The organism is Pseudoflavonifractor sp. MSJ-30 (genome assembly GCF_018918045.1).
GTDB lineage: Bacteria > Bacillota > Clostridia > Oscillospirales > Oscillospiraceae > Faecousia.
In genome coordinates this window covers 1-19,621 of the sequence record NZ_JAHLPU010000030.1, presented here as the reverse complement: position 1 = coordinate 19,621, position 19,621 = coordinate 1, and the positions used below count along the sequence as shown (strand labels likewise).

The window sequence follows — 19,621 nt, the reverse complement described above, 5'->3', positions numbered from 1 at the left end:
GTCAACGCACCCGCCGGCAGATTTCCGCGCCCATCTGCCGGCAGCCGATTTTTCGCAAATCGCCGCTGGGCGGCAGGATATCCGCCGTACGGAAGCCCGCGTCCAGCGTGTCGGAGACTGCTTTTTCAATGGAATCTGCCTCTTTCGCCATATCGAAGCTGTAGCGCAGCATCATAGCAGCCGCCAGAATGGTTCCGATGGGGTTCGCAATATCCATACCCGCAATATCCGGTGCGGAGCCATGGATTGGCTCATAAAGCCCCCGGGTGGTGCCGCCCAGGCTGGAAGAGGGAATGGTGCCGATGGAGCCGGTGATCATGGATGCCTCATCGGACAGGATGTCGCCGAACATATTCTCCGTAACAATCACGTCAAACTGGCTGGGATCTTTCACGATCTGCATGGCGCAGTTGTCCACCAGCATATCCGTCAGTTCCACATCCGGGTACTCCTCAGAAAGCTCGTGCATGATCTTTCTCCACAGGCGGCTGGAATCCAGCACATTGCTCTTCTCTACGGAGGAGAGCTTTTTTCCGCGCTTTCTTGCCGTTTCGAAGCCAATGCGGCCAATGCGGCGGATCTCCGTCTCGCTGTAGGTCAGAATATCGGTCGCCACCGTCTGCCCATCCGTCTGCTTTGTCTCATGGGTTCCGAAATAAATGCCGCCGGTAAGCTCCCGAACGATCATAAAATCAATGCCTCTGGCGACGATTTCAGGCTTTAAGGGAGAGGCGTCCGCCAGCTGGGGCCAGATTTTGGCGGGTCGGTTGTTGCTGTAGACCTCCATGGCGGCCCGGAGCTTCAGCAGTCCCTTTTCCGGGCGCATAGGGCCGGGCACATCGTTCCACTTTGGGCCGCCAACCGCTCCCAGAAGTACGCTGTCAGAATTCAGGCACTTCTGAAGCTGTGCCTCCGGCAGCGGCTCGCCCCATTTGTCTATGGCGTTGCCGCCCATATCCACATCCGAATAGTGAAAACTGTGGCCGTAAATCTCCGCCGCGCGGTCCAATACGAGAACCGCCTGGTTCACGATTTCCGGGCCGATGCCGTCACCCCGGATCAGAGCAATGTTCTTCTCCATGGTCAGTCCTCCTTCAGGGATGCCAGCAGCCCGCCGGCGCGGATGATCTTCTGAATAAACTCCGGGAAGGGTTCTGCCCGGTACCGCTTTCCGGTGGTTTCGTCGGTGATCACGCCGGTATCAAAATCCACATGGACCTGATCCCCGGCCTGAATTTCCTCCGCCGCCTGTTCACACTCCAGGATAGGCAAGCCAATATTGATGGCGTTCCGATAGAAAATTCTGGCAAAACTTTTGGCAATGACGCAGCCTGTGCCGCAGGTCCTGATGACCAGCGGGGCATGCTCCCGGGATGAGCCGCAGCCAAAGTTCCAGCCCGCCACCATCACATCCCCGGATCTGACTTTATGGACATACTCCGGGTCGATGTCCTCCATGCAGTGCTTTGCCAGCTCTCTGGCATCGGGAGTATTTAAGTACCGGGCGGGAATAATCACATCCGTATCCACATTGTCCGGGTATTTGTAAACAGTTCCTTTTGTTTGCATCTCAGTTTTCCTCCTTCGGGCAGGTAATGCAGCCGGTCAGGGCGCTGGCGGCGGCAGTGGCCGGGCTTGCCAGATACACCTCGCTCTTCACATGGCCCATACGGCCGACAAAATTCCGGTTGGTCGTGGCGACACACCGTTCGCCCTCTGCCAGAATGCCCATATAGCCACCCAGACAGGGGCCGCAGGTGGGCGTGGATACCACCGCGCCCGCATCCACAAAGGCCGTTGTATAACCCCGGACAATGCACTCCCGGTAGATAGCCATGGTCGCCGGAATGATAATGCAGCGGACGCCCTTTGCCACCTGTTTTCCCTTCAATATACGGTAGGCGGTCTCCATATCCTCCATGCGGCCGTTGGTGCAGGAACCGATGACCACCTGATCGATCCTGATGTTCCCCAGTTCCCTGGTCGGGCGGGTGTTTTCCGGAAGATGGGGGCAGGCTACGGTTGGCTCAATAGAAGACAGGTCGATCTCGATGGTCTTTTCATAGGGAGCGTTCTCATCGGCAGCATAGATAACAGGCTCCCGCTCGGCCCTGCCCTTCAGATAGTCCAGCGTCCTCTCGTCCACAGGGAAAATGCCGTTCTTCGCACCGGCCTCAATGGCCATATTGCAGATGCACAGCCGGTCATCCATGCTGAGCGCGGCTACGCCCGGACCGGTGAACTCCATGCTCTTGTAAAGCGCCCCGTCCACCCCGATCATGCCAATAATGGTCAGAATCACATCCTTGCCGCTGACATTTGGCTTCAAAGACCCTGTCAGATGGAAGCAAATGGCAGAGGGCACCTTGAACCAGGCTTTGCCCGTCGCCATTCCGGCGGCCATATCCGTGCTGCCAACGCCGGTGGAAAAGGCGCCCAGCGCACCGTAGGTACAGGTGTGGCTGTCCGCGCCGATGATGCAGTCTCCGGCGGTAACAATGCCCTGCTCGGGAAGCAAAGCGTGCTCAATGCCCATTTTCCCCACGTCATAGAAATGGCTGACGCAGTGCTCGCAGGCAAACTCCCGGCAGGTCTTGGACTGCTCGGCGGCCTTGATGTCCTTATTGGGCACAAAGTGATCCAGAACGATCACCACCTTGTCCTTGTCATAAATTCCGTCAAAGCCCGCCTTTTTGAATTCATTCACCGCCACAGGGGTGGTAATATCGTTGCCCAGAACGATGTTCAGCCGCGCCTGGATCAGTTGTCCGGCACTTACCTCCGGCAGCCCCGCGTGGGCTGCCAGAATTTTTTGGGTCAGCGTCATTGCCATATTGCTTTTCTCCTTATTCCGTAATGAAGTTATTGAAAGCGCTCAGGAGCGCGTGGATGCTGGCCTTTGTAATGTCCGTATCGCTGCCCGCACCCCAGTGCATGGTGCCGTCCCCGGTTTCAATGCCCACATAGGCGGCGGCGGTGGAGCCGGAGTTCTTTTGCTGCAGACTGTGCTCCGTATAAACCTTCAGGGTATAGTCCACGCCGGTGTAGTCCTTCAACGCATTGCTGAACGCATCCAGGCTGCCGTTGCCCGTCTGGTGCAGCTGGGCCGTAATACCGTCCTTTACAAAGGTCACGTCACAGCCTGCGCCTCCGGCCATTGGCTCAAAGCGCGCGTTCCGCACACAAATCGGCGCGTTGATATTCAGATAGCTCAGCGTAAACACCCGCAGTACATCGTCTGTCTTCAGCTCCCGGTGCTCATGGTCGGAGATATCCTTGCAGAGGTAGCCGAAATGCTCCCGCATTTTTGCGGGCAGCACATAGCCGTGGGCATGCTCCAAAAGGTAGCTGATGCCGCCCTTGCCGCTCTGGGAATTGACACGGATCACATCGGCATCGTAAGTGCGGCTGATATCCCTGGGGTCGATGGGAATATAGGGCACGGTCCACTGGTGCAGCCCCTTCTCCCGGCGCCAGTCCATGCCCTTGGCAATGGCATCCTGATGGCTGCCGGAGAAGGCGGCAAAAACCAGCGCCCCGGCGTAAGGACTGCGCTCATAAACGTGCATTCTGGTGCAGCGCTCGTATACTTCCACAATGGCAGGCAGATTGTCAAAGTTCAGCCGGGGGTCAACACCGTGGGAATACAGATTCATGGCCAATGTCACCACATCCACGTTGCCCGTCCGCTCGCCGTTGCCGAAGAGGGTTCCCTCTACCCGGTCGGCTCCTGCCAGAAGACCCAGTTCCGTATCCGCCACGCCGGTGCCCCGGTCATTGTGGGGGTGCAGGGAGACGGCGACGTGTTCCCGGTATTTCAGATTTTCACACATATACTCCACCTGACTGGCGTACACATGGGGCAGGCTCATCTCCACCGTTACCGGAAGGTTGATGATAACATTGTTGGTTTCACTGGGCTCCAGCACATCCAGTACAGCGTTGCAGACCTCCAGCGCATATTCCGGCTCCGTACCCGTGAAGCTCTCCGGTGAATACTCGAAACGGAAATTCCCCTCGTATTCCGCCGCCAGCTTCTTTACGAGCTTCGCGCCCTCCACCGCGATCTGCTTGATCTCCTCTTTCGATTTTCTGAACACCTGCTCCCGCTGGGCGACCGATGTAGAATTATAGAAGTGGATAATGGCACTGGGCGCGCCCTTGCAGGCCTCAAAGGTCCTGCGGATAATGTGCTCCCGGCACTGGGTCAGCACCTGTACCGTCACATCCTTGGGAATCCTGTTCTGTTCGATCAATGTCCGAAGGAAGGTATATTCCGTCTCGGAGGCTGCCGGGAATCCCACCTCGATCTCCTTAAAGCCGATTTTCAGAAGCATTTCATAGAAATCCAGCTTTTCCTCCAGATTCATTGGAATCACCAGACTCTGATTTCCATCCCGCAGGTCTACGCTGCACCACTGGGGCGCCTTTTCGATGTGGTCCTTCCCGGCCCACTTCAGGTGCTCTCCCGGGGCGGGAAAATAGCCCACAGAATACTTTGTTACATCCATGTTTTCTCATCCTTTATGCTTTTATAGAAAATTGGATTTTGTGAATGGGGATGGCTTCGGAACCGGACGTAAAAAACGCCCTGTCTCTTTCCAACGAAAGAGACAGGGCGTAAAACTCTGCGGTACCACTCTTCTTGCCCGAAAAACGGGCCACTCACCGCGATCCAACAATCGCGTGACACTGTAACGGGCGTCCCCCGTCCTGCCTACTTTTCCTTCAGCAAGGCCGCTCCGAGGCCAGTATACGCTTCCACCTGCATTGGCTCGCACCACCCGCCAACTCTCTGCATTCGGCTCCCGAAGCGCTTTCTCCTCATCCGTGCGTTTATCCTATGGACGGGATTATAGCACCGCCTGCGCCGATTGTCAAGCATTTTGTCGTTCTACGGCGGTTTTTTGTTTTCCTGTAACGGTCACTCCATCAGACTGCACATATAGCCGTACATAGTCATTTTTCCATCCACGGTTCCCGCATAGTTCTTTCTCCAGTTCAGCTTGTGGAAGATCTGGCCGTCAGTCAGCTTTTTCCACTGCGCTTCCTCATAGGGTGCGGAGGTATAGTCAAAGAGGGTATAGACCTGAGTATTATTGACGCCGATGGCATCGATGGCCTCCCGCATTTCCGGGAAGCGGTCGTAGGCCATGCGGAAGCACAGGTTGATGGGGTGCACATCCATCAGATGGCCGTACTTCTTCTGATACTCCAGAAAGAAGCGGTAGCAGAAGTCATAGAGCATGCAGTTTGTGCTCCCGGCCAGCAGGAAGGAGGTAAGCCCGCCGTAATAGGGGTTTACGTCCCGCTCTGCCTTGCCGTGCATCTGGATGCTGTAGAGCTCCATATCCAGATATTCCCGCGGGATCGGAGCGCTGACGAACACCGTGGAATCCACCCACAGCCCGCCGTATCTCTGGAGCAGCTGCATCCGCAGAAGGTCCGAAAAGTGGGTCAGGGTCAGTCTGCCGGATCTCAGGTTTCGATAAACATAATCCGGGAATTCCGCATAGGAGCCGATATTGGCTCCGGTAAGGACCACGACCTCCACGCCCTCCGGCGCATTCTTCCGCAGGGACCGGATGCAGAGCTTCACCACGTCCGGCATATGCTCCTCGCCCTGGAGCCAGCAGACCCAGATGCGCTTCCGGTCATCCTTCGGCCGCTCCGGAGGCGTAAAGGTATAGCTTTTGAAAAAGTCCGCAAAATCCTCCGAAAGGATATCGTTGCACTCGTCCATCCAGCGGAGGCGGTCCGCCCTGACCGCGCAAAGGCGCTCCGTCCGCTCCCGGCCGAATTTTGCGATATAGGTAGGCTTCATAAGCTTTGCATTGAGCAGATTGCCGACCTTCTGCTTGATTTTCAGCCGTTTGTAATCCGCTTCCGTTAATCCTATGGAATCTCTCATTTCCGTTCTCTCCATTCTACCACAGATACACCCGCGTCTCATAGGGCTTCAGCACCGCCGGATCCGGGTCGCTGTAATTGCACAGGAGCAGTTTGCCGGTATCCAGATAGAAGCCGTCCGGGGCTTTGTATTTTTTTGTCTGATCACTGAAGGAGCAGACGACCAGGATTCTCTGCCGGTCGTCCTGCATGGAGTACTGGTACAGCCATCCGGAGCCTTTGGAGTACTCCCGATACTTACCCCAGCGGACGCAGGACAGACGCTTGCGCAGGCCGATGGCCAGACGGTAGAAGTTCAGGATGGAATCCCTGTCCCCATCCTGCCGGGCCACATTGATTTCCTTGTAATTATCATTTACATAAAACCACGGTTTTCCAGTGGTGAAGCCGCCGTTTGCCGTGGCGTCCCATTGCATCAGCGTCCGGGAGGAATCCCGGGAACAGCGCCAGAGCTTGTGAAGTCTGGCCCTGGGGCTGGCCTTCTGATTGTGGTGGGCATAATAGTAGCGAGTGGCCACATCCTCGTACATCTCCGGGTCCCCGGGATGCCAGTTCACCATGCCGATTTCCTGCCCCTGGTAGACAAAGGGCGTGCCCTTCTGGAACAGGTACATGGCCGCCAGCATCTTGCCGCTGGCCTCCCGGTACTCCGGGTTGCCGTAGCGGGAAATAATTCTGAGGTGGTCGTGGTTTTCCAGGAAGAGCATGTTCCAGCCCTTGCCGTCCAGCTTCTCCTGCCAGTTCCGGAATGCCTTTTTCAGCCTGCGCAGAGAGAATTTTCTGGGAAAATAGTCCTGGAAGAAGCAATCGGCGCACATGGTCTCGTTCTGGATCATCATGCTGAATTCCTGCCCCTTGCCCTCCCGGATGTATTTCAGGGCGATTCCGGGCGTGACCATGGGGGCCTCGGCCAGAGTCATGCAGTCATAGTTCAAAAGCACATCATTCTGAAATTCCGTCAGGAATTCATGGATTCTGGGGCCATGGTTGTACATAAAGATGCCCTTGTACACCGGCAGCAGATGGTCGCTGGGCAGGCCCTTCTTCTTGGAAATGAATGTGATGACGTCCTCCCGGAAGCCGTCCACGCCCATATCCAGCCAGAAGCGCATGATCTTCTTGACCTCTTCCCGGACCAGAGGATTGTCCATATTCAGATCCGGCTGCTTCACAGCGAACAGGTGCATATAGTATTCCTTGCGCACCTCGTCATAGGTCCAGGCCTTGCCCTCAAAATGGGAGTCCCAGTTGTTGGGCAGCTTCCCGTTTTTCTTCCCGGGACGCCAGATATAGTAATCCGTATAGGGCTCGATGCGGCGGCGGCTCTTCTGGAACCACTCGTGCTCATCGCTGGTGTGGTTCACCACCAGATCCATAATGACCTTCATGCCCCGGCTGTGGGCCCCCTCCAGCACCGCTTTGAAAGCCTCCATGCCGCCAAACTGCGGATCGATGTTCATATAGTCGGAAATATCATAGCCGCAGTCCGCGCCGGGGGATGGATACAGGGGCGAAAACCAGATGCCGTCACAGCCCAGACTTTTAATGTAGTCCAGCTTTTGGAGCACTCCGTACAGATCGCCCATACCGTCCCCGTTTCCGTCCCGGAAACTGCGGGGCCAGATCTGATAAAATACCGAATTTTTATACCATTGGGTTTGTTCCATCACAAATACCCCCTTTTTCCATAGTATTATATCGTTTTCCCCGGAATACGTCAAGGGCGCGCCGTGTCTGGCGCGCCCTTATTTTCACCCAAAATGCAGCTTTTTCCGAAGCTTTGCGACCGTTTCCTGTGTAAACATGGCAAAAATCGTCTTTTTATAGGGGTAGCTGATACCCCGGATGAAGTATTCCGCGTCTTCCTTCCGGTCAGCCTTGGAAATGGGCTGTTTCCGGGAGGAAGGCGTCAGCTCATAAAGCCGGATCCGATCCCCGGGGACCTTTTCCAGAACATTCCATTCCTGGGGCCGCATCTCCCGGCCAAAGCGCTCCACCACCCGGGCATTTTCCACCGGAGCGGAGGACAAAAGATACTTTTTCCCTTCAAAATGCTCTTTGGAGCCATAGAGATCTATACACAGGCTATCCCGGTTCAGCGCCTTGCGCAGCCACAGATTTTCCATCCAGGCGTCGTACACGGCCCTGGACTGCTCCGGCTCGGACAGGCACAGGGGTCTTCCCCTGCCCCCCTGCATCAGGGGCACCTGAAACCAGTTCATTTTGTAGGAGAAATTCACCCCCGCATCGGAAAAACAGGTAGTGCGGGCAATTCTCGGATAGAGGAAGAGTTTGTTTTCTTCAATTGTGTAGGCAATGTGGTATTTCAGCCAGGAATTCTTTCCCCAGCCCTTGATATGGGCCGGAATTCTGGGACTTGCGGCAAAATCGTAATCCCCGTTCTGTTCCAGCCAGATCTGAAAGGCTGCCCACTGTTCTCTGGTCCACAGCTGACCCCAGGAGCAGGCGTACTGGAAATACCAGTTGTCAAAGCCATCGTCCAGCGGCTCAAATACCTTCTCCGTCAGCTGGCTCAGGCGGTGGTTGTAGAGAGCCACCCCGGCGATCCTGTTCTTGCCCAGTACGAAGGCATAGCACTCCTGGGCATAGCGGTAGAAGTCCGGGGATACATAGAGATCGTCCTCCAGAAGGATAATGCCGTCATGCTGTTGGGTCAGCTTTCCGCATTTCAGGATGTGGGCCTTAAGGCCCAGGTTTTTTTCCTGATAAATCACCTGCTTTTCCCCAAAGGGCCAGGAAAACGCTTCCGCAAAGGACAGCACGTTGGCGTTGTCTCCCCGGTCGATGCTGATGATGAGCTTCGCCGGCATGGGGTATTCGGCCTTCAGCAGGGAACCCAGAATCCGTTTCAGAGAGTCAATGCGGTTGTAGGCAACCACAACAATTGGAATATCAGCCATGCTTTACCGCCCTTTCCGCCAGCTCCACCGCCCGGGCGAACCCTGCCGCCCCGGCCCGGAAGCTGAATTTTTCCGCCGTGGCGTTACGCTGCTTTTCGGCATCCATAGGCTTTGCCAGCATGCCGTCCAAACAGGCGGCAAAGGCCGCCGGATCCTCCGGATCCGCGATGCGGCCGTTGACGCCGGAGGTAAGCACATCATAAGCCCCGTCCGCATAGCAGGACGCCGCCACAGGCAGTCCCGCGCAGGCGGCCTCCACCAGAATCAGGCCGAAGCAGTCCGACCGGGAAGGCACCGCCAGCACGGCGGCTCTCCGGTATTCCTCCCAAAGGGCCTCCCCTTCCCGGTAGCCCAGCCACACAATACGGTCCGCCACGCCCAGACTTTCCGCCAGGGCTTCAATATTCGCCTGCTCGCCGCCCACGTCATTTCCGGCGACACGCAGGACACACTTCCGCTTCATCTGCCCCAGTGCCCGCACCAGCAGATCCAGCCCCTTTTCCCGGGAAATACGGCCTACATACAGCAGCCGCCCGTCCTCCGGCTGCCTGCTGAGCTTCAGAAACGGGGCCGTATCCACCGTCAGATAGGCGATGGCGATGCGGTCCTCCTCCGCGCCCCAATGGAGCAGCTTGTCCGCCGCACGGCTGCCGCTGGCCAGATAGCTGTCCGCCCCGCTGACGATCAGTCTTCTCGTCAGCTTCTGGGCAAAGCCGATATAGCTTTCCGAGTGGAGGGTGCCGTCCGTCATGTTCACATAGGGGATCCTATGCGCCTTGGCCCAGAACAGGGCCTGTACCGCGGAGAGATTGTATTCGGAAGCGATCACCACGTCCGGCCGCAATTCGTTCAGCTTTTTTGTAAGCCCTCTTGGCAGGTGTACAAAGCGGGTGGCCGTACCGCCTACCTCGCCGCCCTTGACGCTGAGAATCCGGGAATTCAGGAAATAGGTATCCTTTCCTTCCCCGCCAGAGGTCCAGGCGCGGTCCGCCTCGGATTTGCCCGTATAGAGCACGGAAACCCTCCAATCCGGGAAGGTCTCCCGCAGGCAGCGGAACTGAGCGACCCGGTAAGGGGCAGGAATATTGCTGATGATCAGAATGTGCTTCATTTCCGTACCCGCTCCTTTGCTGCCGCATAAATTTCCATCAGCGCGGCGTAGTTTTTCTCCGGCGTCAACGCCTGGTCATACACCCAGCGTGTGTTTTCCTCCCAGTTGACGTTTTTCCCGGCTTCCATTTTTTCCACAGCTTTGGCAATGCTCTGTGGAGATTTGGGGTCGAATTTCAGTCCCGTAACGCCTTGCTTTATCAGGCTGCCTCCGTTGCCCAGGTTGGAAACCAGCACCGGCGTACCCATAGAGTAACTTTCCGCAATGGACAGAGGAAACCCCTCATACCATTGGGTTGGCAAAATCAGCGCCCGGCTGGTAGCCATGAGTCTGCGAACCTGATCATTGGGGAGCCTGCCCAGGAAGCGGACGTTGGTCATTTTGTTGTCCGCGGCAAATTTTCGGCTCCATTCGTCCAGAGGGCCGCTGCCGCAGATCAGCAGCTCCGGGCCGTTGGCCCCCAACAGCCGCCATGCCTCCAGCAGCACCCGGATACCCTTCATCTCCTCCAGGCGGGCGGCGAACAGGAACCGGTCCTGCCGTTCCAGCTCCGGCATCAGCGCCTCCGGGGCGGAGACGGCATTGGGCTTCACAAAAATCTGTTCCGGCGTCAGGCCCTTTAGCCCCAGCAGCTTCTTCCTGTTGAATTCCGTCAGGCAGATATAAGTCAGCCTTTTGTAAATTCCCGCAGCCCTGTGGACCTTCATGGACAGCACACAGCAAAGGGTCTGGGCGAAGCTCCCCCGGTAGCATTTATGCTTCAGGGCGCAGCCCAGCCCCCTCTTCAGGCAGTCCTCGCAGACCTGATTGTCCCGGTAGAAGGTGGCTCCCGGGCACAGCAGGCGGAAATTGTGGATGGTCTGCACCACCGGCACTTTTTCCTTCCTCGCCGCGTAATACACAGCCGGGGACACCAGCATCAGCGTATTATGGACATGCACCACGTCGATTTTGTTCTCCCGGATGCATTTTCGGATTTCCCGACAGGTTCTGGGATTGTAGATGGTCCGAAAGGGCAGCAGAATCTTCTGCCCGAGGGAAAAATCCTTCAGCTCGCTGTTGTCCCGATAATAGGTAATGACCTTATGGCCATGGGCCCGCAGCAGCTCCGCCTCCTGGGCGGCCACCTGATCCTCGCCCCCGGGAATCTGATAATGGTTGTGGACGATGAGAATGTTCATTGGTCACTTCCCCCGCAGGTCTGCCTGAATGATATAGGTGGTGTTCGTCACAAAGTAGCGCTTGAACAGCCGTTTGGGGTCCTGCATCAGGCGGTACAGCCATTCCAGATTGTGCTTCTGCATCCACTGTGGAGCACGGCTGATGTTCCCCGCAGTATAGTCAAAGGCCGCGCCCACACCTACCATGAGGCCATGGAGTTTTCCCTGATGTGCCCGCATCCAGATTTCCTGCTTGGGGGCCCCCAGACCAACCCAGACAAAATCCGGGGCGGTCCTATTGATTTTCTCCACGATTTCCCCGTCCTCTTCCGGACTTAAGGCACGGAAGGGCGGCGAATAGGTTCCGGCGATCTGAATATCGGGGTATCTTTCCCGCAGTGTCTTCTCCATTTTCTCCAGAGTCTCCGGTGTGCTGCCATAGAAATAGTGCCGCCAGCCTCTGGAAAGGCCCAGTTCGATGGCTTTCAGCATATAGTCCGGCCCCGTGACCCGGCGCATGCTTTCATAGCCCCGTTTCCTGCCGGTACTGGACAGGGGGCCGCCGTCTGGGATGGCAAGGATGCCGCCATTCTGAACGGTCCGGTAAGCCTCGTCCTTCCAGGCGGTGACAGTGGTATGGACATTGGACACACAGATATAGTCCCCGGACAGCGCACCCAAGTGCTTCTCCGTAAAGGCCAGCAGCCAGGGCATATCGATGGCCGCGATGTTCACGCCCAGAATGGGGCAGGTGGGGATGGCCTTCTTATCCACCTGATGGGTAAAGCTCTGTTCCACGGGGTATTCCTCCAAATTTTTCTTCAAATCCACCATTCCGGTGTCAGCTGGCCCAGAGTGACTGCCTTCCCAGCGTCATAGTCCAGCATGATCTCGATATTCCGGTAATTGTCCGGCATAAGCTGGGACATCAGTTCCCGGCAAGCCCCACAGGGAGGGAGCGCATTACCATGCCGGTCAATGGCGATGACCCGCCGGATGGCATTCTCGCCGCAGGTCAGCATATGGAAAATTGCGTTCCGCTCGGCGCAGATGCCAAGCGTACAGGCAGTATCCACGCAGACGCCGGTATAGATTTTTCCGGAGGCGGATTCAATTGCCGCCGCCACACCTCCCGCCTCCACCAGCCGGGAAACCTCCCGGGGTTTCAAAACCGCTTTAGCGGCAGTATATAGTTCATTCCAGATGGGTTCCATAATGGGTGCTCCTTTTTGTCTTTTACGCTGTCCGCCCGTTGGCCGGGCCCCTCCGGGGGCTCCTTTCTTGTCCCGCCAAGAAAGCTCCCCGCCGGAGGCACCCAGCTGATGGACAGACGGGGCTACAGTCCGAAACACAAAAAGCGAAACTTTGGCACAAACCAGCTGCTGTAGGAAAAAACTGTTTCAGTTTTACCAGTATACCACGTCCAAATACAAAAAGCTACTGCCGGTTTTGTGCCTGGCGGCACAGCTGGCGCAGGGTCTCTTCGTTTTTCTGGCATTGGAGCCGCCCGCTCAATTGCAGATAACTGTCGCTGCCATGGCGGGCAATAAAGGCCATAAGCTCCTTGCAGCCCGTCATGCCTGTGATCAGCAGGGTCAGCTCCTGGCCATCGCCGAAGCAGGCGCTCAGAAAAGCAATGGCCCGGTCAATAGCCCCGGCGGTGCGGATAATCTCCTTTTTTCTGTCCTTCAACTGTTCTTCAAAGCGCTCCTTCAGGAATACCTCAAGCGCCGTCCCTTCTCCCCGATGGGCCTCCTTTGCCTCCAGACACCAGCGCTCCAGTGTCCGCAGCACTTGCTCCTGCCCGGAAAGCGCATCCGCGTCCTCCAGACGGAACTGCTGCTTGGTCTCCAGAGCCGCCCGGCGGGATTTCAAAAAGTCTTCCGCGCCGGCAGTCTGCCGAAAAAGGGTCTGCAGCGTCTCATGCAGGGCCACTGTCCGGGCGTCCGCCCCGGTATAGGCGGCGGCATATCTGCGCAGCTGTTCCAGAACCAGATTCACCAGAGCAAACCGTTCCGTAAAGTCCCCGGCCCGGGCCATGGCCTGCCGGTCGGCAAGCAGCGCTTCATCCGCTTCCCCGGCGAGGATTTCCCGGACGCCGTAATCCCGGCCATACTTGGCATAGAGCCGGTAGTAGTCCCCGAAATCCCGGCTGGTCTTTTCCAGATTCAGGAATTCCCCCATGAGATCTTCGTCCACCGGGAAGCCCAGGCTTTCATAGCTTTGCAGCAATCTGGACAGGTCCTCCCAGCCCCGGGCGGTGACATAACGGAGACTGTTCTCATCCCGGCTCACATGGTAGAAATTCTCCGGCTTCAATGCCAGATAGGAGAGCACCGCCCCGTGGAGCTTCCGCTCCGTGCCGTAGGACAGGAAGGCTTCCACAGACGCTTCCACCGGGATATTGCGGATACGGTCCAGGGTCACAATGTCAAAATCCCGGACAGACTTGTTGTACTCCGGCGGATTGCCCGCCGCGATGATGACCCACCCCTCCGGCAAGCGGTGGTTGCCGAAGGTCTTGTTCTGCAAAAATTGCAGCATGGTGGGCGCCAATGTCTCAGAGACGCAGTTGATCTCGTCCAAAAAGAGGATGCCCTCCCGCTTTCCCGTCCGGTCCATGGCCTCGTACACCGCGCCGATGATCTCGCTCATGGTGTATTCCGTCACGGAGAAATGCAGCCCGCAGTAGTCCCGCTCGGCGATTTTGGGCAGGCCCACAGCACTCTGGCGGGTATGGTGGGTCATGGTATAGGCCACCAGCGGGATCCCGGTCTCCCGGGCTGCCTGCTCCACAACGGCGGTCTTCCCGACACCGGGAGGCCCCATAAGCAGCAGCGGCCGCTGCCGCACCATGGGGAAGCAGTATTCCCCCTGAGCGTCTTTTTGCAGGTACGCCCGGAGGGTATTCAGGATCTCTTGCTTTGCCTGTTGGATGTTCATATAATTCACCTTTTTTCTTCTGGAGCAGCCCTTGTCCGTATTTCAGCTGGGTGCCTCCGGCGGGGAGCTTCTTGTCCCGCCAAGAAGCTCCGCAAGAATGCGGCTTAAGGAGGCGCTGCCAGAAAGCCGATAATTTCATAGAGCGATTGCCACCGGCAATCGTTAGATTAGATTCGCTGCGCGACGCACCGCCCTCCCTTGAGAATTCTTCCGGCCTCAGAACCAACGAAGCCTGTACCTGCGTAGCTTACCGGGCTTGTAGCTACCGCTCATCGTGGATGGTCAAAATTTTACCCGATGGGCCGATGCCCTCATCGCCCCGCAGGTACGTCTCCAGAGCGGACAGGGAAAACGAAACACACCTGCCCCTACAATTAGCGCAACAACCAGAGGTGGACTAAATGCACAGCATTTTCGCCCACTTTGGCACCAGTTCCGGGTGCTTTTTGGGGCCTGCCAACACAAATACCGTCTCATAGTCCGGCGCATGGGGATAGTAACCGTCTCCGTCTGTAAAATAGAGCAGGGCTCTGGGCTTCTTCAGCTCGCCCCGGTCCCGCATGGCCTGAATTTCCCGAAAAACCGGGGTATAGTCCGTACCGCCTCTGCCCTTGATTTTTATATTCCTCCCATAGTCCAGCCACTGCTCCCGATCGGTAATCACCGTCTTGTCCTGCAGACAGCAGTCACACTGGAAAAACACCACCTGCATCTTTCGGAAAAAATTCCCCTGGCTGCTGAAGATACCATAAACTTCTTCCAAAAACCGCCGTACCAGGGCGGCATCGCAGGAAGCTGAGGTATCGATGGCAATGGCCAGGGCATCCAGACGGCGAACTTCTTTGTATTCCAGCGGCTCCAGAAGCGGCATATTGCCATAGCGTTCTATCCCCAGGTTATAAAACATGTAGTCAAAGCTGTCCTCATCGGTTTCCAGTTCCTCCCGGGGGACGGTAAACCGGCGCAGATACCGTCGGAAGTCAAAAAGCGGGTCCCGCAAATCTCCCGGCTTCTCCTCGCCGTCGCCTCCGGCGCGGCCCCGATTGCCCCGGCCCAGCGCGTCGCCCCCGCCGGACAGGCCTTCCCATTTCTTTGCGAGAGGTTCCGGGATGTCGGGCATCCAAAGACTGTGGTCATCAAAAACCGCCGCTTTTTTCAGCGTTTCCCGGTCAAATTCCGGCAGCTGCTTCATGATCTGCCAGGGGGTTCCGCCGATCTTCGGCAGCACCTGATCCCTCGCCGGATTTTCCGTATGGAGCCGGGGCTGCTGCAGGTCTTCGATGAACTTTTCCGTCCACAGATCGCATGCCAGTCCCCAATCCTCAGGATCTGCCCTGTCTGGCAGGCGGATGTGCAGGAACAGGCAGTGCAGCAGCATATGCAGATAGCCCCGCCGGACCCCTGCCGGGCTTTCGGCATACATCCGCGGCAAATCCGCGGGTGCGTAGATGGCCTGCCCATCCGTAGCCATTGCCTGTCCGTCTTTTTGCGGCAGCATGGCAAAGGCTCCGTTCAGTCCCGGATACAGTCCGCACAGCTCCGTGCGGCAGGCTGTTAATATCTTGTCGTTCAGCGATTCCATATCACTTCTCCTGCCAGGAAAAATCCCGGTCCGGGAAGCCGTAACGCTGCTTCTTGCACTGCAGCAGCCAGACGATAATCTCCGGCCGGTCCAACTCCATGGCCTGCTTCAAAAATTCATCCACAAGGGGTTGTGAAAAAAACGTTTCCCCCTCGAATTGCTCCAAATCCTTTACCCGGTTCTCCTCCATCAGCGCCGCCGCTGTGGGCCGTACCCGGCTGCGGAGGTATTCCCCGTAAGCGTTCCGTTGAACCTTGTCTGCGCAGTCCGGGGTGAAATACCCCCGCAGCGCCGCCGCCAGCCGGACGCTTTCCCGGGAAGCGGTACGGAATTTTTCCATAAGGGCATCCCCTGTCAGGCCGTTATGGGCCAGCACCTTTTCCAGCCGCACAACTTCCGATTCCGATTCCCTCCACATAACGCCCCGCCTCCTTTTTCTCCTTATTATACCTGCGGGGGCGGCAGCTTGCAAGGGTGAAATACGCAGGAAAACCCCCGCTGCTTTGGGGGCAGCGGGGGCCTTCTGCAAAAGGAATAGAAAGAAGAGAGGTAGAAAAGAGGATCTACGTAATGGAAAGGGAGCGGCTCACGGCTTCCGCAACCTTTCTGGTATTAGAGTATCCTGAGATTTTGAACGGCAAATAGCGGAATTGAAAACAAAATTGGGCGAAATTATGAACAATTCAGTTCTGCTTCTCCAGTTGCTTATCCAGCCCCAGCGCCTTGGGGTCGAAATTCTCGAAAATGGGAATCCAGCCCTCCCGCACGGCGGTCTTGAAGTCCTCCGGGGTACGGATGGTCCAGCTGACTCCCTGGATGCCCCAGACCCGGCGGCAGATGGCGTTGCTGGCAGTTTCCCGGTCCTCAAATCGGTAGGCAATAAAGTCCGGCACTGTCAGGAAGTTCTCCAGATAGTAACTGCACATGAAGCGCACAGGCCAGGAGAGGCTCTTGTCCCGTTTCACGGCATCCTCCGCCAGCTGTCCCCGGATGATCTGGGGATAGTGCCTGCGCAGATACCGGATACACCGGGGATCAAAGGACTCCACGCAGTAGGGTCCCACATAGTTCTTCAAAACCCGGCAGACGGCCTCGGTCAGGGCGTCTGCGTTGCCGTTCCGGGTCTTCAGCTCGATGATCAGCGGTGCCTGTCCGTCAAACAGGTCCAGCACCTCCCGGAAGGTAGGGATGACCTGATCCGTGCCGCCCAAATGGTACTTGCACAGATCCTCCGCGGTCAGATCCTCAATAAAGCCCTCCTGTCCGGTAGTGCGCTTCAGATCGGAGTCGTGCATGACAGCAAGGGTCCCGTCCTTCAGCAGATGCACATCGAACTCGATGCCGTAGCCTTTGTCCAGAGCGGCCTTGTAGGCCGCCATGCTGTTTTCGGGCTTCTCCGCATCGTGGAGGCCCCGGTGGGCATAGTACCAGCTCCGCAGCACCTCCATGCCGGGCTGACCCTTCCGGCCCCGCAGACAGAACACATGCAGAACCATCAAAACGAGAATCAAAACGATCAAAACAAACATTATTCTTTCGCTTTCCTTTCTGAATTGGATTGCTTTATCAGTCCTCTACGTCATAGGCTTCCAGGCCCTTTTTCGCTGGGACCCTGTTGTCGCCGTGACGGACGAAGCCCATGGTGATGAAGGACGCGAATACGAAAATGGCGGCATAGGGGAACAGAGACCGATAGCTGACATTCCGCAGAAGCCAGCCCGCCACAATGGGGGTCACGATCTGGGCGGACATGGAGAAGGTGTAGTAAAGGCCCGTAAACTTCCCCACCTCGCTGCCCTTGCACATTTCGACGACCATCGGCAGACTGTTGACATTGATGGAGGCCCAGGCCAGGCCCACCAGCAGGAACAGGATATACAGCACGGGGCTGAAGCCATCCAGAACAATCGTCAGCAGGAAGGCGGTCAGGAAGCTGCCGGAGAGCAGCAAAGTGCCGAAGCGGATGGTCTTCCGGCGGCCGATATGGCTGGCAACGGTGCCGATGGGGATGTAGCTGAGGATCGCGCCGCCGGTGGCGATGGTCAGGCAGGTATTGGCCTGACCCAGACTCATACCCCAGATGTTCTCGGCATACACGGAGAACCAGGTGGAAACGCCGTTATAGCCCACAAACCACAGGCTGATGGACACCAGCAGAAACGTCAGGCTCTTCTTCACTTCCGCGGGCAGGGTATCGCCCTGGGCGGTGTGCCGGGTCAAATTGTCTTCCGGATGTTTGCTTTCGTATTCCTGCTGCTTTTTCACCAGCTCCGGCTCATTGACGAAGAACATGACCACGGCCAAAGCCGCCGCCATGATGCCCGCCACAATCGCAAACAGGGGGAAGAAGCTGACATACGTCTCGCTCTTGACGTGGTACAGGAAGGTGGTGATCAGCAGATACAGGATGCCGCCCACAGCGCCCATGAGATTGATAATGGCGTTGGCCTTGGAGCGCAGGGGCTTGGGGGTAATATCCGGCATCAGTGCCACGGCGGGGCTGCGGTAAGTACCCATAGCCACCAGAAGCAGGCCCAGCACGCAGATGAACAGGGCGATCTTGCCGCCGGAGGGTACCGCATGGTAGCTGTCGGCGAACAAAGGCAGCATCAGCATCAGGCAGATGGCCGCAATGGTACCAAATAGGATAAAGGGTCTGCGGCGTCCCAAACGGGAAGTGCATTTGTCGGACAAGCCGCCGAACAGGGGCAGCAGGAACAGGGCCAGCACATTATCTGCCGCCATGATGGCGCCGGAGACGGTCTCGTTCAGGTGAAAGGTATTCGTCAGGATCAGGGGAACCAGATTGTCATACATCTGCCAGAAGGCACAGATGGACAGGAATGCGAAGCCCACCAGAACGGTACGCTTGGTATCGAGTTTCATGGATCGTCCTCCCTATTCGGAAAGCTGCCGGACTGCTTTCACAAAAAGCGGCCGTCCAGCCCTTCCTTGTTTGTACAATTTCATTATAAACCTCTTTGATCCAAAAGTCCATAGCCGGAGAGCAAGTCGTTCAAATAATTCAGTACCCGCTTTTTGTCCAGCGACCACATCGGCGCGATCAGTCCCCGCCGTGCCCCGTCCCCGGTGATCCGATGTACCACAGCTGTGTCCGGGAACTGCCGCAGGCATTCTGCCAGAATTTCGCCGTATTCCTCCAATTCCAGGCAGCGGAATGTTCCCGCTGCATAGTCCTCCGCCAGAGGCGCGTCCGCCATGACATGCAGCAGATGAAACTTGACCCCGTCCGTCCCCGCTGCCGCCACCTGTCTGGCGGACTCCACCATAGCCTCCCTCGACTCTCCGGGCAAACCCAGAATGAGATGGGTCACGACTTCAAGGCCCGCATTGCGGAGCCGCCTCACGGCGTCGAAATACACATCCGTATCGTAGCAGCGGTTCATAGCCCGGGCAGTATCATTATGGACCGTCTGCAGCCCCAATTCCACGCTGACATATTTTTCCCGAGCCAGCCGGGCAAGCAGAGCAACGGTTTCCTCCGGCAGACAGTCCGGCCGGGTAGCGATTGCCAGACCAACGATATCCTCCGGTTCCATCGCCGCCCGGAACATGGTTTCCATCCGCTCAACAGGGGCATAGGTATTGGTAAAGGACTGGAAATAGGCGATGTATTTTCCGCCGGCGCATTTTTTCTCCACCCACTTCTTCGCCCGGGCAAGCTGGTCCGCCACGCCTTTCCCAGCGGAAGCGAACTCTCCGCTGCCCGCGCCGGAGCAGAACCGGCATCCGCCGATGCCCAGTCTCCCATCCCGGTTGGGGCAGGTGAAGCCGCCGTCCAGAGACAGCTTATAGACCTTGCAGCCGAAACGCTGCCGGTAGTATTGATTGGCGGTGCGCATGGAAAGACCTCCTGTGTATGAAAAAATCCCGCAGATGAAATCATCTGCGGGATTGGCGACCCGGAACGGACTCGAACCGTCGACCTCCAGCGTGACAGGCTGGCGTGCTAACCGACTGCACCACCGGGCCA

The 19,621-nt window shown here is 57.2% G+C and carries 17 protein-coding genes and 1 tRNA gene; all 18 read right to left on the bottom strand.

Going from position 1 to position 19,621, the window contains the following annotated elements; all coding sequences use genetic code 11:
• Window position 1: 1 nt before the first annotated feature.
• A complete protein-coding gene (leuB, locus tag KQI10_RS04790) occupies window positions 2-1,081 on the bottom strand; it encodes a 3-isopropylmalate dehydrogenase (protein WP_216566274.1) in 1,080 nt (359 codons plus the stop codon).
• A gap of 2 nt (window positions 1,082-1,083) precedes the next feature.
• Complete coding sequence (gene leuD / locus KQI10_RS04785; RefSeq protein WP_216566273.1) at window positions 1,084-1,569, bottom strand: 3-isopropylmalate dehydratase small subunit; 486 nt, start codon at window positions 1,567-1,569, stop codon at window positions 1,084-1,086.
• Between the two features lies 1 nt (window position 1,570).
• Window positions 1,571-2,833, bottom strand: coding sequence for a 3-isopropylmalate dehydratase large subunit (gene leuC / locus KQI10_RS04780; protein WP_216566272.1), 1,263 nt, complete (start codon window positions 2,831-2,833; stop codon window positions 1,571-1,573).
• A gap of 13 nt (window positions 2,834-2,846) precedes the next feature.
• Window positions 2,847-4,511 (bottom strand): 2-isopropylmalate synthase, encoded by a 1,665-nt coding sequence (locus tag KQI10_RS04775; protein WP_216566271.1) that lies wholly within the window; start codon window positions 4,509-4,511, stop codon window positions 2,847-2,849.
• A gap of 413 nt (window positions 4,512-4,924) precedes the next feature.
• Window positions 4,925-5,911: a capsular polysaccharide synthesis protein gene (locus KQI10_RS04770; protein ID WP_216566270.1), complete on the bottom strand. Its 987-nt coding sequence runs from the start codon at window positions 5,909-5,911 to the stop codon at window positions 4,925-4,927.
• Window positions 5,912-5,927: 16 nt separating this feature from the next.
• Window positions 5,928-7,577 (bottom strand): alpha-glucosidase, encoded by a 1,650-nt coding sequence (locus tag KQI10_RS04765; RefSeq protein ID WP_216566269.1) that lies wholly within the window; start codon window positions 7,575-7,577, stop codon window positions 5,928-5,930.
• A gap of 84 nt (window positions 7,578-7,661) precedes the next feature.
• A complete protein-coding gene (locus KQI10_RS04760) occupies window positions 7,662-8,831 on the bottom strand; it encodes a glycosyltransferase (protein WP_216566268.1) in 1,170 nt (389 codons plus the stop codon).
• Window positions 8,824-9,942 carry a glycosyltransferase family 4 protein gene (locus tag KQI10_RS04755; RefSeq protein ID WP_216566267.1) on the bottom strand — a complete coding sequence of 373 codons (1,119 nt, stop codon included), beginning with the start codon at window positions 9,940-9,942 and terminating at the stop codon, window positions 8,824-8,826. Before KQI10_RS04755 ends, KQI10_RS04760 begins: the two co-directional genes overlap by 8 nt.
• The gene (locus KQI10_RS04750; RefSeq protein ID WP_216566266.1) at window positions 9,939-11,123 is read right to left on the bottom strand and encodes a glycosyltransferase; all 1,185 of its coding nucleotides are present in this window, start codon (window positions 11,121-11,123) and stop codon (window positions 9,939-9,941) included. Before KQI10_RS04750 ends, KQI10_RS04755 begins: the two co-directional genes overlap by 4 nt.
• A 3-nt stretch (window positions 11,124-11,126) precedes the next feature.
• On the bottom strand, window positions 11,127-11,900 hold the full coding sequence (locus KQI10_RS04745; protein WP_371818356.1) for a WecB/TagA/CpsF family glycosyltransferase: 774 nt from the start codon (window positions 11,898-11,900) through the stop codon (window positions 11,127-11,129).
• Between the two features lie 23 nt (window positions 11,901-11,923).
• Window positions 11,924-12,316: a cytidine deaminase gene (locus tag KQI10_RS04740; protein ID WP_216566264.1), complete on the bottom strand. Its 393-nt coding sequence runs from the start codon at window positions 12,314-12,316 to the stop codon at window positions 11,924-11,926.
• A gap of 223 nt (window positions 12,317-12,539) precedes the next feature.
• Complete coding sequence (locus KQI10_RS04735) at window positions 12,540-14,045, bottom strand: AAA family ATPase (protein WP_216566263.1); 1,506 nt, start codon at window positions 14,043-14,045, stop codon at window positions 12,540-12,542.
• Between the two features lie 397 nt (window positions 14,046-14,442).
• Window positions 14,443-15,627 (bottom strand): VWA-like domain-containing protein, encoded by a 1,185-nt coding sequence (locus KQI10_RS04730; protein WP_216566262.1) that lies wholly within the window; start codon window positions 15,625-15,627, stop codon window positions 14,443-14,445.
• A 1-nt stretch (window position 15,628) separates the two neighbouring features.
• Window positions 15,629-16,045: a hypothetical protein gene (locus KQI10_RS04725; protein WP_216566261.1), complete on the bottom strand. Its 417-nt coding sequence runs from the start codon at window positions 16,043-16,045 to the stop codon at window positions 15,629-15,631.
• Window positions 16,046-16,310: 265 nt separating this feature from the next.
• The gene (locus KQI10_RS04720; protein ID WP_216566260.1) at window positions 16,311-17,156 is read right to left on the bottom strand and encodes a glycerophosphodiester phosphodiesterase family protein; all 846 of its coding nucleotides are present in this window, start codon (window positions 17,154-17,156) and stop codon (window positions 16,311-16,313) included.
• A 37-nt stretch (window positions 17,157-17,193) separates the two neighbouring features.
• Window positions 17,194-18,513 (bottom strand): MFS transporter, encoded by a 1,320-nt coding sequence (locus KQI10_RS04715; RefSeq protein WP_216566259.1) that lies wholly within the window; start codon window positions 18,511-18,513, stop codon window positions 17,194-17,196.
• Window positions 18,514-18,596: 83 nt separating this feature from the next.
• Window positions 18,597-19,490, bottom strand: coding sequence for a TIGR01212 family radical SAM protein (locus tag KQI10_RS04710; RefSeq protein WP_216566258.1), 894 nt, complete (start codon window positions 19,488-19,490; stop codon window positions 18,597-18,599).
• Window positions 19,491-19,543: 53 nt separating this feature from the next.
• Window positions 19,544-19,620: transfer RNA gene (locus KQI10_RS04705), tRNA-Asp, on the bottom strand.
• Window position 19,621: the final 1 nt, after the last annotated feature.

What these genes read in the sequence shown, in the direction of transcription:
- KQI10_RS04755 (WP_216566267.1), bottom strand. Translation starts at nt 9,942, where the DNA reads ATGAAGCACATTCTGATCATCAGCAATATTCCTGCCCCTTACCGGGTC.
- KQI10_RS04770 (WP_216566270.1), bottom strand. Translation starts at nt 5,911, where the DNA reads ATGAGAGATTCCATAGGATTAACGGAAGCGGATTACAAACGGCTGAAA.
- leuC (WP_216566272.1), bottom strand. Translation starts at nt 2,833, where the DNA reads ATGGCAATGACGCTGACCCAAAAAATTCTGGCAGCCCACGCGGGGCTG.
- KQI10_RS04735 (WP_216566263.1), bottom strand. Translation starts at nt 14,045, where the DNA reads ATGAACATCCAACAGGCAAAGCAAGAGATCCTGAATACCCTCCGGGCG.
- KQI10_RS04765 (WP_216566269.1), bottom strand. Translation starts at nt 7,577, where the DNA reads ATGGAACAAACCCAATGGTATAAAAATTCGGTATTTTATCAGATCTGG.
- KQI10_RS04710 (WP_216566258.1), bottom strand. Translation starts at nt 19,490, where the DNA reads ATGCGCACCGCCAATCAATACTACCGGCAGCGTTTCGGCTGCAAGGTC.
- KQI10_RS04775 (WP_216566271.1), bottom strand. Translation starts at nt 4,511, where the DNA reads ATGGATGTAACAAAGTATTCTGTGGGCTATTTTCCCGCCCCGGGAGAG.
- leuB (WP_216566274.1), bottom strand. Translation starts at nt 1,081, where the DNA reads ATGGAGAAGAACATTGCTCTGATCCGGGGTGACGGCATCGGCCCGGAA.
- KQI10_RS04720 (WP_216566260.1), bottom strand. Translation starts at nt 17,156, where the DNA reads ATGTTTGTTTTGATCGTTTTGATTCTCGTTTTGATGGTTCTGCATGTG.
- KQI10_RS04725 (WP_216566261.1), bottom strand. Translation starts at nt 16,045, where the DNA reads ATGTGGAGGGAATCGGAATCGGAAGTTGTGCGGCTGGAAAAGGTGCTG.
- KQI10_RS04715 (WP_216566259.1), bottom strand. Translation starts at nt 18,513, where the DNA reads ATGAAACTCGATACCAAGCGTACCGTTCTGGTGGGCTTCGCATTCCTG.
- KQI10_RS04760 (WP_216566268.1), bottom strand. Translation starts at nt 8,831, where the DNA reads ATGGCTGATATTCCAATTGTTGTGGTTGCCTACAACCGCATTGACTCT.
- leuD (WP_216566273.1), bottom strand. Translation starts at nt 1,569, where the DNA reads ATGCAAACAAAAGGAACTGTTTACAAATACCCGGACAATGTGGATACG.
- KQI10_RS04750 (WP_216566266.1), bottom strand. Translation starts at nt 11,123, where the DNA reads ATGAACATTCTCATCGTCCACAACCATTATCAGATTCCCGGGGGCGAG.
- KQI10_RS04730 (WP_216566262.1), bottom strand. Translation starts at nt 15,627, where the DNA reads ATGGAATCGCTGAACGACAAGATATTAACAGCCTGCCGCACGGAGCTG.
- KQI10_RS04740 (WP_216566264.1), bottom strand. Translation starts at nt 12,316, where the DNA reads ATGGAACCCATCTGGAATGAACTATATACTGCCGCTAAAGCGGTTTTG.